This is a genomic window from Paenibacillus sp. FSL L8-0638 (assembly GCF_038593075.1).
Taxonomy (GTDB): domain Bacteria; phylum Bacillota; class Bacilli; order Paenibacillales; family Paenibacillaceae; genus Paenibacillus; species Paenibacillus polymyxa_D.
Map to the genome: position 1 here is coordinate 457,047 of NZ_CP151960.1, position 12,751 is coordinate 469,797.

The following is a 12,751-nucleotide window of genomic DNA, read 5'->3' on the forward strand; positions in this document are numbered from 1 at the left end:
TGAAGTATAAAATAATTATTTTTTACGGCCTACATGCAGGGTGAATTCAGCATCAACCCCATCGAGTGAAGCCGTCAGAGCATGTACCTTTACCGTCCATGTTCCTTCGGAGGTCATCAATTCCTGACTGCGGAATGGCTGTTGCTGCTTCACGGGTAGAACAAATTCCTGTTGATCTTGGTCAGGGTCTGCTGGAGTTAGCGTTAATGTAACCTGCTGGATTCCTGAAACGGCAGCACCCTTGCTATCCTGAACGGATACCTTAAATTCATTGCTGCCCACAGCATTGGGGCTGACTGCCAGGGTAACGTTATATCCACCCGTAGTGCGAGTCTCCTCAAACGGTACAGCAGGTGCCTGACCGGGTGACAGGTGAGTGAGCACCGCAGTCAACAGCATCACGAGCAGGCCGACGGACAACTCGGCACGCAATCCCCGGGCGGCTTGCTTGCTGGGCGCCGCTTGCCGTGCGCTGCGGAACTGGCTGGCGGCGAAGGCCAGCATGACTAGCAGCAGCGCTGCCTTGCCGAGCAGAACGAGTCCATAGGACGTGTTCAGCAGCATGGAGAGAGCCGGAATGTACAGTACGGCTCCATATATGCCGGTGGCGAGTAGTGCCGCCACCATAGCAATGCCCCAGCCGGCGAAGCGGCGCAAGGCGGCTTGTCGCAGAGTTGCCCGCTCGGATACGGGCAACTCTGCTCCGGCAACCGGCAGGCACACGACCATGACGGCAAGTGAGCCGATCCAAAAGGCTGCTGCCGCGAGATGGACAAAGTCCGCCGCAATGGCTGGAGCTGGATGGGTAGCCGCTGCCGGATGACCGACAAAGGCCTTGGACAGCATGAGGCATAGCGTTAGGAGAGCCGAGCTGTAGCCCCAAAGACGGTGCTGGCGACTCGAAATGCTGTAATCCAGCGCGTAAATCAGCGTTACGCTTAGGAGTAGCACGAGAATCATCTGGATAAACCAAATTTGTCCGGCTCCAGTAAACTGGAGAGCTTCTCCCAGAATCGGGAGTGAGAAGCCCTCCTTGATGGAAACCCCGGCATCCCATGAAGCCTGAAGTGGCAGGCTGATCAGAATGGCGGCAGACGTTATGCCGTAGCCGCTCCATAGCAGTTTATTCCAGCGGGGCGATGTTTCAAAGGGCCGCTGATTTTGCTTATGCTGTTCACTTTGATTCTTGTCTTGGCTTATGCTCGGTAAGATGAACAGCCGGAAACAAATCGCTCCAAAAAGCAGCGATAGTCCTATGTAAAGAAACCAACGGACAGCGATTAAGTCGATTCGTGATGTCCCTGAGCCTTCAGGTGCGGTAGCTTGATGGGTAGGCGCATTGGAACCGCTGCCTACTTGAAATGGAATAACTCCATTAACTGGATGTCCGTCTGAGGATAAAGCTCTCCAACTAACAGAGTAAATTCCATTTTTCATCCCTGGGATCAATTGGATTTCCATGGTGGCTTTGTGATTCGGGTCAAGCTGTGCTTTTCCTGTGTCGACCCGCTTGCCTGTTTCGTCGGTCACTTTGATCGACATGAAGGCAGATTGCAAATCTTCATTGAAGGTAATGGTCACCTGAGAAGGCGACTTGTCTAAAACCTGATTTTCGGTCGGACTGGATTCAATGACAAATGCATGAGCCCACGAAGAGTGAGGAAACAGGACCAGAAGGGGGAGACACAGCAATAAAAGACAAGCCACACGGGCTGGTCTGGACAGATACAACATGCTTGTGAAGTCACCTTCTCTCGATTACTTGAAGCGAGGATATCCCCATTTATAACATTTTATACAGGAGGATTTTGCCTGACGGACAAATCCATTCCTATCTTAATCATAGTGCATATAGCGCGAATAGATGGAGCGAATTATGACATTTATATGAAATTTGAAATAATAAGCATTATACAAAATGCCAATCATATGAAAACCCCTAGTGTGGTTGGATTCAGGACGATTTCAACCATGCTAGGGGCAAAGAGGAAGAGCCTATGAAGGAATTAGAGCCCTGTTTCCATGAGATCCGTGAAAGCAGGTTGCTTATGTTGAATATAATGGATAAAAATAGCCGTTAGTTTGGGATCGAATTGGCTACCCGAGCAAGCACGTAATTCTTCAATGGCCTCCTCGAACGTTTTGGTGGGTTGATAGGGACGCTCGGTTGTCATCGCATCAAAAGAGTCGATGATCGTCAGCATCCGACATAAAAGTGGAATTTGCTCGCCCTTAAAGCCAAACGGATAGCCTCCTCCGTCATAACGTTCATGATGCAGCTCCACAAAAGGAATCAAATCTACGAATCGTTCGTTGGCTTCGACAATACGTTTGCCCCACATAACATGCGCTTGCACCATCTGCCATTCCTCACCGGTTAGCTTCTCTTTTTTATTGAGGATATTCCAGGGAATCTCCAGTTTACCAATGTCATGAATGAGAGCGCCTAGTATGAAACGCCGCTTATCTTCCGGTCCGAGCTGAAGCACATCGCTCATGTCTGCTGCATATCTGAATACTCGTTTGGAATGCTTGAAAGTGTTAATATCCTTGTACAAGAACAAATTAAGCTGCTGCTCCAGATCACGAATATCCTGTCCCAGATCGACCTCGCGCTCTATTTCATTTAAGCTTCCATGCGTATGAACGATGTTTTTGCCCTGTTTCTTGGCGTAGTACAGGGCTTTATCCGCCAGATCGACCAGCTGTGATTTGTCGTAGATGTCAATGCGGCTTTGGGCAATACCTGCGGAGAAGGACAGACAGCCATGTGGAAAAATTTCGACACCCTCATAACGAGAATCATTTAATCTTTTTCGAATAGCATTGACTATTTCATAGGCTTGTTCAGCGGTATGATCAGGCATAAGCAGGGTGAATTCTTCTCCACCGTAGCGGGATACGGTGATGGGGGTGTCGGAGGTTTCCTTCTTAAGAAACTCACCGAGAAATCCCAGTAGCTGATCGCCTTTAAGATGACCGAAATGATCATTGTATTTTTTGAAATCATCAATATCAATCAGCGCCAGACTGAGGGGAGTATTCTCGGATCTCGATATATTTAATTCAGCTTCAAGTGTATTTTCAAAGTAGCTGTGATTGTATAGCCCTGTTCTGCGATCCATGTTTGCTTTTTCTTCGATTTCCCGATACAGCGTGAACATTTGCTTGAATGCGTGAGATAGGAGCATGCTTAGGCCAAGGAACAGCAAAAGTCCTAGAATGCCATTGTTATAAATCAGTGTAGTCAATACCAAAGACAGAATGAGTGTACATAAGTATACGAGCAGGGATTCAGCCAAAAAAGCCTGTTTAAGCTCATTGAAGGACCCTTTGTATGCGATATAAAAGTAGATGCCCAGTGTGATTGTGTTCACCGCAAAGTAGCAAATTAACGCCAGCAGGTAGGAAGCGAAATGCTCTTGGTTTAAAGCTCCCTGCGTTCCGCCGCTTAGTTCAAATACTGTTGAAGACAGGAAAATGGAAAGGGCGTAAATAGAAAAATTGACGGTATGCTTCCACCAGGACAGTTCTGTGTGCCGGAACATAGCAATGATTACGTTTAACAGCAAAATTAGAATAGCAATTTCGGTGCCATGCACAAAAATACAAGCCAGATACACGGAGGAATCCATGGACTGCTCGTTACTGGCCGGTGGTAGCTGAAATGTAAAATGTTCCAGAATTAGAACTGCTCCCAATAGGGAATAGATCGTGACCCACTCTGTTGTCGTATAGTGCAAAAAGGACCACTGATTCGTATACAGGAGGACGATCAAGCCTGCCAAACATATGAAAAACACATATATTCCCGTCGCGGTAACCCGTTCTTGCAGCTTTTTTATTATACTCATCATTTCTTCTCCTGCCTTGTCGTATCTTGATGTCAAAGCTACCAGGGGTGAATGGGATAATTTACAATTTTATAATCGAAAATTTCACATGAAAAAACAGGCCGGAATCCAGCCTGTTTTGTTGAGCCTGTGCTTCCTTTTTTTCTTATCGGTGACTAGCCCCCGATTTTGTAACCGGAAGTCAAAGCAATTATGACAGAAGCTACAATAATAGCATTGATAATCACACGGGAGTATTTCAAGTTTTTCATAGGGTTCCCTCCCTTCCTTGGAATAAGGTACGCACTAGGCGTGGCGGGGATTGGTTTCTTGCTGCTTATCCGTGGTCCTTTTAACGACCATAATGCTTTGGATAAACAGGAACATCCCGAAGTTCATGACAACGTCTCCAATACTAATTACCTGCGTGCGGGGATAGGGCTTGGAGAGAGGAATAATGTCACCAAGCAATGATAGACGCGTGCTCGCATCCATCATGTAATGTTTCGAGATGACACTTCCGGATTTAAGCATATCTGTATAATAGGGACCCAGCACCTCCGAAGCGCTCAACGAGACCGGCATCCTGCCGCCATTCACCGCCATAACGATAAAATTCATCAATACGCCGATGATAATAAGCTTGAATCCCTTATGATGTCTGTTCAACCAGAGAAATATCAATCCAACCACGTAGACTCCCATAAATAGATACCCGTTAATGGCTGCCAGCCCAGTCCATTTTTCTTGGAAATAAAAAATAATGAATTGTACCAGTAGCAGCACGGGGAACATCCAGCCGGCTATAAGGCGAATTTGACTGAAACGGATCAGACCTTGCCGCCAGCCTCCTCTGAACAGACCTACAATGAGACCCAGTAGCACTCCATCATAGACCATTATCATTCTCCAGATTCCACAAATTTTTTGTTTTGGTTACCTTATAATTCGACCTGAAATTGGTAAATTCCTGCCTGATATATAGCAGTTTTGAAAAAAAATTGCGGATTAGCGTGTAATTATTCGAAGCCAGACGAAATGAGTGATATCATGATATATTGAAGTAATTATTTATATTTTTGTGAAAAGGATGATTATTATTATGAACCGGTTATCCAATACTGTTATGGTTGCCGCAGATATGACCAAATCGCGAATATTATGGATCGCCTTTGTCCTGGGTGCATTGAGTGCTTTCGGGCCGTTGTCCATAGATATGTATTTGCCGTCGCTGCCTACATTAGCCGACAATTTGCATACGACTACTTCATTGGCGCAGCTTAGTTTAACCGCCTGTCTGTTGGGCCTGGCCGTTGGACAGATCGTTGCTGGTCCGCTTAGCGATGTAAGGGGGCGCAGAGGACCGCTGGTGATCTCGCTCATTCTGTACGCTGCTGCTTCGCTGTTATGCGTGTTTGCGCCGAATATCGGTATGCTCATTGCACTTCGCTTTATTCAAGGGCTTACAGGATCGGCAGGGATCGTGATTTCCAGAGCTGTAGCCCGTGATCTATACTCGGGCAAAGAATTGACACGCTTTTTCTCACTACTCATGCTGGTGAACGGCGTGGCCCCCATTGCTGCACCAGTACTGGGCGGTGCCATTTTGAACTTTGTTTCCTGGCGTGGTGTATTCATGGTACTTTGTGTGGTCGGCGTGGCTATGCTGATTGCCGTCGTATTGGGTTTGCCAGAAACGTTGCCAACGAACCGCCGCTCATCCGGTGGTTTGAAGCAGACGCTAGGGACACTCGGTCACTTGTTTGCCGATCGACGCTTTATGGGCTATGCCTTCTCACAGGCGCTGATTACAGGAGCGATGTTCGCGTATATCGCTGGTTCACCATTCGTGCTTCAGGATATCTTCGGGGTTTCTCCTCAGACTTATAGTATCATTTTTGCAGTGAATGGTTTGGGGATTGTATTGTTTTCTCAGTTAACGGGTAGACTCGTGGGTCGCTTCAGCGAACGACAGTTACTCTTGTCGGGTCTGGTCATTGCGGCTGTAGCCGGAATCAGCTTGCTTACTGTAGCCTTTACCGGAGGCCAATTGTTTGCTGTTTTAGTTCCTCTATTTTTTGTCGTTTCCTGCGTAGGGATTGTGAGTACAACGACGACTTCATTGGCAATGCAGAGTCAGCAGCGCTCCGCAGGTAGTGCGTCCGCCATGCTTGGTTTGCTGCCTCTATTGCTTGGTTCCATCGCTTCACCGCTAGTAGGTTTGGGGAGTGGAACCACCCCCGTACCGATGGCGATCGTTATAGCTATAGCCGAGGTTGGTGCGCTAATAAGCTTTGCCGTACTTGCTAAGGAAACACGCGCGAAGGCTTGAAATTAGGCGAATTGAACTAAAAAAACTCCCATGGACTGATACGTGAACCATTTCAGTCCATGGGAGTTTTTTACCGTTTTGCAATCGAGATATCTTCGGCTTCCTTTGCGGGCAGAGGTGTCTGTTTTAAGTACATACGAGATGGTTTGTGAACCAGAATTGAAATAAGCATGCAGATATGAACGGGAAAGAAAGGGTCTATTCCGTTGATGTTCAAACCAAAAATGGATACGAAAAGCAGTAAAGTAAGGGTAAGTTTATACTTTTTTGTCGCAATAAACAGCAAGATCATTATTGTAGGAAGTAATCGAAAGAGCAATTTTCCGAATACAAATCCGACCATATGAGCGGTAGAACCTTCAAGTGGAGGTGTGATGGATAGCGTGCGGGAGGCCATATGGATTAACCGAGACTCCCCACCTGTCGGTTGGGCTGAAATAAATACACATCCTGCGATAATGATTACAAGGATTTTAAACCACAACAGGCCTTGGATAAGCCGTAACAAGGGTGTAATCTTTATTTTCATTGACTTCTAATAAGCTCCTTCGACGTATGATTTGTTATTATTGCTCGTTTGTATATATACAAGACAAGTGGGAATTGCAACTTTAATATTATATCAATATATTACCAAAAGAGTAGTCCTGCTAAAGAATGATTATGCGGAGACTATTTTCCTGATGTTGAGACAGAATCGAACGATATTTCGGTTTCCTGCCAAATATATAGATGTGAGATGAAAGAAAGGGGGAGATCAGGATTGGACAACGCAAGGAGGCGGGCAAATTTGACAAAGAATGATTTGATGGTTGCTCTTGTTACGGAGACGCTGGCTGGCAGTCGTGAGGCTTACAGAGAACTGTATGATCAAACAATTCATACAGTCTATAGAACGGTGCATTTTTTGTTGGAAGAGAAAGTGGATGCTGATGATGTGGTGCAGGAAATTTATATTCATGTATATAAATCACTTGAGCAATTTGACGAAAGACGTCCTTTTCAGCCTTGGCTAATGGGGGTCGTTATGCGTCAGATCCGGGCTTACCGTAGAAAACAATGGATGAGGCTACGAATCACAAGCAAAGCAAAAAGGCTCGAACTTCATACATCTCATGATTTTTCTGAGGAAATTGTGGACAAGGTTGCAAATCATGTATTGCTCCAAGCAGTTCAGCAGCTTTCGTTCAAGCTTAAACAGGTAATTGTGTTGCACTATTTGCAGGAATATTCCCAAGAGGAAATCTCCAATATTTTAGAGATACCGTTAGGCACGGTGAAATCACGAATTCACGCGGCTTTGCAAAAGCTTCGATCGAAAGAGCAGCAGGAACATTTTCTAATCGGAAAGGTGGAGAAGATCCATGAAGCTTGAGCAAGAACTACGTAGGGTGATGCAGCAGGATGATGACCACATATTGGCTCCGGCTGAATTAAAAGAAAACATTATGGGTCAAATTGAACGGCTTGAAAAAGGAGGACCTAAACCTATGAAAAGGTATATTGTGATAACTCTTCTCGTAGTGTTATTACTAATTCCAACAGGTGCTTTTGCTACTTACACTTATTTGGCGGATACAATGTATGGTTCACAGGAAAAGCTAATTGAAATGGGAGGATCGCCAGAGGAATATAATAGAGTAGAATCCAAGTTGCAGCAGGCGCAGGGGTATTTAACGAAAGAGGAGTTCACTGTTTTTATAGGGTTATTGAGAGAACTCGGGGCCTATAATCTGAAAATGACGGATGAAAACGGCGCACTCCACAAGGAGCGCTTAAGCGCAGAGGAACAGCGTGAATACGATCATATATCTGCCAAGCTGGAGCCGTATTATGACAAGTTGAATCAGGGGAAAGTGCTAACCCAAACGGACGATGGTAAAAAAGATGGCGGTGATTCTGCCATTACGGGCACATTAGATGCAAAGGCCCACGCAGGCATCGATTTACAGGTCGAGCTGGACTATGCGAAAAAGGTTCTGACTGAGGATGAATTTGTAAAGTTTCGTGTACTGTTCACGAAGTTCTACGAGTATGTACCCCGCATTACAGGGGCCAAAGGTGTACTATATCCAGATCGTTTATCTGAGAGGGATAGAAAAGATTATGAGGAACAGTTAGAGTTGCTACAGCCTTATTTTGATCAATTTAATTCGCTTGAGTAGAAACAGTGGCGAAAATCAAGGCGAAAAAGTGACATTTTCCTAGAATGTTGACATACCCCGAGGGGGTATATTATGATGGGGATATAACAAATGTTTAAATGCATATATACACCACACAGGAGGCTGATGTATGGCTGAGGAGCAATCTGCTTCCCACACTGAAGTCCATGAGAATCACTGTGGAACAGACGGGGAAAAGACAGTTAGAAAAAGTCATCATTCGGCAGAGTTCAAGAACAGCCTCGTATCCCGGTTGAACCGTATTGAAGGTCAGGTTCGCGGAATTAAAGGCTTGATTGAGAAGGATACCTACTGTGACGATGTACTGAACCAGATTGCGGCTGTCCAGTCCGCGCTGAATGGTGTCGGTAAGCTGCTGCTGGAAGGGCATATGAAAAGCTGTGTCATTGAGCGCATGCAGGCAGGAGAGCAGGAAGTGATTGACGAGCTGCTGGTTACGGTCAAAAAGCTAATCCGTTAAGAGTAGTATTCATACACATTATGGGTACGGAAGTACCCCAGAGGAGGAAAAGAAAATGGCACAAGTTACATTGAATGTAGAAGGCATGAGCTGCAATCATTGCGTGAAGGCAGTAGAAGGAGCTTTGGAGAAAGTTGGCGCTACCGGCAAGGTCAGCCTCGAAACGAAACAAGTGAATGTAGAATATGACGAGTCCAAGCTGAACGTCGAGGCGCTGAAAACAGCCATTGAAGACCAAGGCTATGATGTTGTTTAAGCTGAAGCTTTATGTGTGAAAAAACTTGTTTCGAAGAAGAAGCTTCCATATTAGAAGCTTTTTCTTTTTGAATATAATATACCCCACTGGGGTATGGGAGGAGGATGGCCATGGAAAACCGTGCGACCGACGGTGATAAGCAGACAACGCTTCACATTACAGGGATGTCCTGTGCTGCCTGCGCAAGCCGTATTGAGAAAGGTTTAAATCGAATAGACGGTGTGGCACAGGCTAATGTGAATTTGGCTTTGGAGCAGGCGTCGATATCCTATGATCCCAAGCAGGTGGAGATCCCTGAATTCCGCGATAAAATTGCTTCTCTTGGGTTTGGAACTGTAAGTGAAGAAGCCAATCTGAATGTAACGGGCATGACTTGCGCGGCCTGTGCAACCCGGATTGAAAAGGGATTGAATCGGATGCCTGGTGTAACAGGTGCCACGGTAAATTTGGCGATGGAAACCGCTCATGTGGAATATGCCGCGGGGAGTATTGCGGTTGGTGATCTGGTGAGTAAGATTGAACAGCTAGGCTACGGAGCGATCCCGCAGAGCGCTGAGGACAATATCGCGGATGTCCGCAGTAAGGATATCCATCGTAAAAAATGGAAGTGGATTGTGTCCGCAGTGCTGTCGTTGCCGTTGTTGTGGGCGATGGTGGCTCATTTTTCCTTTACATCATGGATTTATGTGCCAGAACTGTTCTTGAATCCATGGTTCCAACTAGTGCTGACAACGCCGATTCAGTTCGTCATTGGTTGGCAGTTTTATGTGGGCGCGTACAAAGCGCTTCGTAACGGCAGTTCGAATATGGATGTGTTAGTTGCACTGGGTACGTCTGCGGCTTATTTTTACAGCTTGTACCTTACTCTGCGTCCGGCTGATGTTATGGAGGGGATGGCGGGAATGCCTGTCATGACCATGCCGGAGCTGTATTACGAGACAAGCGCGGTGCTAATTACACTTATTTTGGTTGGTAAATGGTTCGAAGCGGTAGCCAAAGGGCGTTCGTCCGAGGCGATCAAGAGCCTGATGAGTCTACAGGCGACAACGGCACGTGTAGTACGTGATGGGCAAGAGCTTGATATTCCGATTGAACAGGTACGTGTGAAGGATATCTTTATTGTACGACCCGGCGAGAAAATTCCTGTCGATGGTGTGGTCGTAGACGGACGTTCGGCAGTGGACGAATCCATGTTAAGTGGTGAGAGTCTTCCGGTTGAAAAAGAAGCTGGTTCCGCAGTTACAGGGGCGACGCTCAATAAAAACGGGGTTCTACGTATTCAGGCTGAGCGTGTGGGTGGTGATACGGCGTTGTCCCGTATTATTAAGGTCGTGGAAGATGCCCAAAACTCCAAAGCCCCCATTCAGCGGATTGCGGATCAGATTTCCGGTATTTTTGTCCCCATTGTTGTTGCTATCGCTGTGTTGGCCTTTATCGTCTGGTTTTTCCTTGTGACGCCGACTGATTTTGCAGGCTCACTGGAGAAAATGATTGCAGTTCTCGTCATTGCTTGCCCTTGTGCGCTCGGATTGGCTACTCCAACGTCCATTATGGCAGGATCGGGACGTGCCGCCGAATACGGTATTTTGTTCAAGGGCGGCGAGCATTTGGAAATGACCCGTTCAGTCAACGCAGTGGTGTTGGATAAGACAGGTACAGTTACGAATGGCAAGCCCGAGCTGACGGATGTTATGGTTGGAGCAAGCGGCATGGCTGAAAAGGATTTGCTGCGGTTGCTCGGTGCGGCAGAAAAAAGCTCAGAGCATCCGCTGGCGGAAGCCATTGTAAAGGGGATTGCAGATCGAGGCATTGAGCTAGTAGGACCGACAGATTTTGAAAATATTCCGGGGTATGGTGTGAAGGCACATGTGGAAGGTAAGCAAATATTGGCCGGTACACGCCGATTGATGAGCAGGGAAGGCATCGCGATAGATGACTTAGCTGAGCAGTATATGAATGATCTGGAAAACGCAGGGAAAACTGCGATGCTTGTTACTGTTGATGGTTCCTATGCTGGACTGGTGGCCGTGGCGGATACGATTAAAGAAACGTCACGGGAGGCCGTTGCCCGTCTGCGCGCGATGAACATTGAAGTCATTATGATTACGGGTGACAATGAACGGACTGCGCGGGCTGTTGCCGCCGAGGCTGGAATTGAACGAGTGCTGGCGGAGGTATTGCCTGAAGGAAAGGCTGAAGAAGTGAAACGACTTCAGGAACAGGGCATGATCGTAGCTATGGTTGGGGATGGTATTAACGATGCGCCTGCGCTGGCTACTTCTAATATTGGGATGGCGATGGGCACGGGAACGGATGTGGCAATGGAGGCGGCGGATATTACCCTCATGCGCGGCAACCTGAACAGTATTCCTGACGCGATTGAAATGAGCCGCCGGACCATGACAAACATACGGCAAAATCTGTTTTGGGCGCTCGGGTATAACGTGATCGGCATTCCGATTGCCGCTTTGGGCTTCCTTGCCCCATGGTTGGCGGGAGCGGCCATGGCATTTAGCTCTGTTTCAGTTGTGCTGAATGCGCTGCGTCTCCAACGAGTAAAGCTGTAAGTGTATGGATGTATCGGCAGGATAGCGTGCTGTCGGACTTCTGTATCGAGATAAAGTTATTATCAGAGTATAGAGCAAGTACGCGCAATTGGTTTGGTTTCTCTGCGTGCTTGCTTTTTGTTGTGTTTGGTTTTTTAAAACCATTCAACTTTCATTACGTCAGGTTGCTTATCATTCGCGAAAGTTCCATAATATTTGTAGGAGTGCCATGCAAGCATGCAAGAACTTCTTCGTATACTCACAGCTTGAAGTAGATAAAGAGCTTATATTATGGATTAGGAGTGAAGCAGTCATGAATGATACGATTTCCTTGTTGATGAATCACCGGTCTGTGCGAAAATTCAAGTCAGACCCCATTACCGACGAGCAGCTCGCAGCTATTGTGGCAGCTGGCCAAATGGCTTCCTCGTCCAGCAATGTGCAGGCATATACCGTTATCGCCGTTACCGAGCCTTCTTTGAAAACAAAACTGGCGGAGTTGGCAGGAGGGCAGGCTTACGTTGAGCAATGCCCTGCGTTTTTGGTATGGTGCGCAGACCTGTATCGCTTGAAACAGGTCACGCTCCACCATCAGCCAGGTCAGCCTTCCTATGAGGGGTCCGTTGAAAATTATACGGTTGCGACCATTGATGCCGCGTTAGCTGCACAAAATGCAGCGGTAGCCGCTGAATCACTGGGCTTGGGCATCGTCTACATTGGCGGCATTCGTACTAACATAGCAGAGGTGTCTGAGTTGTTAGGGTTGCCAGAGCTGGTGTATCCAGTATTCGGTATGTGTATTGGTGTACCGGATCAGGAAACGGGCTTGCGTCCACGTCTTCCGCTGTCCGGTGTTTTGCATATGAACGGCTACGACAAAAATCAGACGATGAAAGCTGTAGAGGTATACGATCACACATCAGCGGAATATTTGAAGGAACGTACGGGCGGTCAACGCTCTACGCCATGGTCTGAACAAATGGCCGGAAGATTGACCGAGCCAGCACGCTTGCAGTTGAAGCCATTTTTGGAACAGAAGGGTTTCTTGAAGCAATAAAAGCTGAGTAGCGACAAAAAAACCTGCAAAATACAAGAACCTCCTTTTTACGTAGGATGGAGTCCCGCGTAAATAAGGAGG

The 12,751-nt window shown here is 46.9% G+C and carries 11 protein-coding genes; 7 read left to right on the forward strand and 4 right to left on the reverse strand.

Features of this window, described 5'->3' with window-relative positions:
* Positions 1-15 precede the first annotated feature (15 nt).
* The 3 genes from MKY35_RS02025 to MKY35_RS02035 all read right to left on the reverse strand — a co-directional run bounded on the left by MKY35_RS02025 (position 16) and on the right by MKY35_RS02035 (position 4,733).
* Positions 16-1,734, reverse strand: a complete 1,719-nt coding sequence (locus MKY35_RS02025) for a copper resistance CopC/CopD family protein (protein WP_342445437.1) — start codon at positions 1,732-1,734, stop codon at positions 16-18.
* A 272-nt stretch (positions 1,735-2,006) separates the two neighbouring features.
* On the reverse strand, positions 2,007-3,857 hold the full coding sequence (locus MKY35_RS02030; protein WP_342445438.1) for a diguanylate cyclase: 1,851 nt from the start codon (positions 3,855-3,857) through the stop codon (positions 2,007-2,009).
* Between the two features lie 282 nt (positions 3,858-4,139).
* Positions 4,140-4,733 (reverse strand): DUF5317 domain-containing protein, encoded by a 594-nt coding sequence (locus tag MKY35_RS02035; RefSeq protein ID WP_165147924.1) that lies wholly within the window; start codon positions 4,731-4,733, stop codon positions 4,140-4,142.
* 202 nt (positions 4,734-4,935) lie between these two features.
* Here MKY35_RS02035 and MKY35_RS02040 point away from each other — a divergent pair, with 202 nt between their 5' ends.
* On the forward strand, positions 4,936-6,165 hold the full coding sequence (locus MKY35_RS02040; RefSeq protein ID WP_318627668.1) for a multidrug effflux MFS transporter: 1,230 nt from the start codon (positions 4,936-4,938) through the stop codon (positions 6,163-6,165).
* A gap of 70 nt (positions 6,166-6,235) precedes the next feature.
* On the opposite strand, the gene MKY35_RS02045 is transcribed toward MKY35_RS02040, so the two are convergent.
* A complete protein-coding gene (locus tag MKY35_RS02045) occupies positions 6,236-6,694 on the reverse strand; it encodes a hypothetical protein (protein ID WP_039270281.1) in 459 nt (152 codons plus the stop codon).
* A gap of 279 nt (positions 6,695-6,973) precedes the next feature.
* Here MKY35_RS02045 and MKY35_RS02050 point away from each other — a divergent pair, with 279 nt between their 5' ends.
* The 6 genes from MKY35_RS02050 to nfsA all read left to right on the forward strand — a co-directional run bounded on the left by MKY35_RS02050 (position 6,974) and on the right by nfsA (position 12,670).
* Complete coding sequence (locus MKY35_RS02050; RefSeq protein WP_342446583.1) at positions 6,974-7,540, forward strand: sigma-70 family RNA polymerase sigma factor; 567 nt, start codon at positions 6,974-6,976, stop codon at positions 7,538-7,540.
* A complete protein-coding gene (locus MKY35_RS02055) occupies positions 7,530-8,330 on the forward strand; it encodes a DUF3600 domain-containing protein (RefSeq protein ID WP_342445439.1) in 801 nt (266 codons plus the stop codon). The genes MKY35_RS02050 and MKY35_RS02055 overlap by 11 nt, the downstream gene beginning before the upstream one ends.
* 130 nt (positions 8,331-8,460) lie before the next feature.
* Positions 8,461-8,811, forward strand: a complete 351-nt coding sequence (locus tag MKY35_RS02060) for a metal-sensitive transcriptional regulator (RefSeq protein WP_342445440.1) — start codon at positions 8,461-8,463, stop codon at positions 8,809-8,811.
* Positions 8,812-8,866: 55 nt separating this feature from the next.
* Positions 8,867-9,067 carry a copper ion binding protein gene (locus MKY35_RS02065; protein ID WP_013308457.1) on the forward strand — a complete coding sequence of 67 codons (201 nt, stop codon included), beginning with the start codon at positions 8,867-8,869 and terminating at the stop codon, positions 9,065-9,067.
* 110 nt (positions 9,068-9,177) lie between these two features.
* Entirely contained in the window at positions 9,178-11,634 is a 2,457-nt protein-coding gene (locus tag MKY35_RS02070) for a heavy metal translocating P-type ATPase (RefSeq protein ID WP_342445441.1), read from the forward strand.
* 292 nt (positions 11,635-11,926) lie between these two features.
* Positions 11,927-12,670, forward strand: a complete 744-nt coding sequence (gene nfsA, locus MKY35_RS02075) for an oxygen-insensitive NADPH nitroreductase (RefSeq protein ID WP_029514690.1) — start codon at positions 11,927-11,929, stop codon at positions 12,668-12,670.
* The last annotated feature ends 81 nt before the right edge of the window (positions 12,671-12,751 follow it).

Excerpts from the sequence above, each read along its gene's own strand:
- MKY35_RS02050 (WP_342446583.1), top strand. The coding sequence starts at position 6,974 with ATGGTTGCTCTTGTTACGGAGACGCTGGCTGGCAGTCGTGAGGCTTAC.
- MKY35_RS02045 (WP_039270281.1), bottom strand. The coding sequence starts at position 6,694 with ATGAAAATAAAGATTACACCCTTGTTACGGCTTATCCAAGGCCTGTTG.
- MKY35_RS02030 (WP_342445438.1), bottom strand. The coding sequence starts at position 3,857 with ATGATGAGTATAATAAAAAAGCTGCAAGAACGGGTTACCGCGACGGGA.
- MKY35_RS02060 (WP_342445440.1), top strand. The coding sequence starts at position 8,461 with ATGGCTGAGGAGCAATCTGCTTCCCACACTGAAGTCCATGAGAATCAC.
- MKY35_RS02065 (WP_013308457.1), top strand. The coding sequence starts at position 8,867 with ATGGCACAAGTTACATTGAATGTAGAAGGCATGAGCTGCAATCATTGC.
- MKY35_RS02055 (WP_342445439.1), top strand. The coding sequence starts at position 7,530 with ATGAAGCTTGAGCAAGAACTACGTAGGGTGATGCAGCAGGATGATGAC.
- MKY35_RS02035 (WP_165147924.1), bottom strand. The coding sequence starts at position 4,733 with ATGGTCTATGATGGAGTGCTACTGGGTCTCATTGTAGGTCTGTTCAGA.
- MKY35_RS02070 (WP_342445441.1), top strand. The coding sequence starts at position 9,178 with ATGGAAAACCGTGCGACCGACGGTGATAAGCAGACAACGCTTCACATT.
- nfsA (WP_029514690.1), top strand. The coding sequence starts at position 11,927 with ATGAATGATACGATTTCCTTGTTGATGAATCACCGGTCTGTGCGAAAA.
- MKY35_RS02025 (WP_342445437.1), bottom strand. The coding sequence starts at position 1,734 with ATGTTGTATCTGTCCAGACCAGCCCGTGTGGCTTGTCTTTTATTGCTG.
- MKY35_RS02040 (WP_318627668.1), top strand. The coding sequence starts at position 4,936 with ATGAACCGGTTATCCAATACTGTTATGGTTGCCGCAGATATGACCAAA.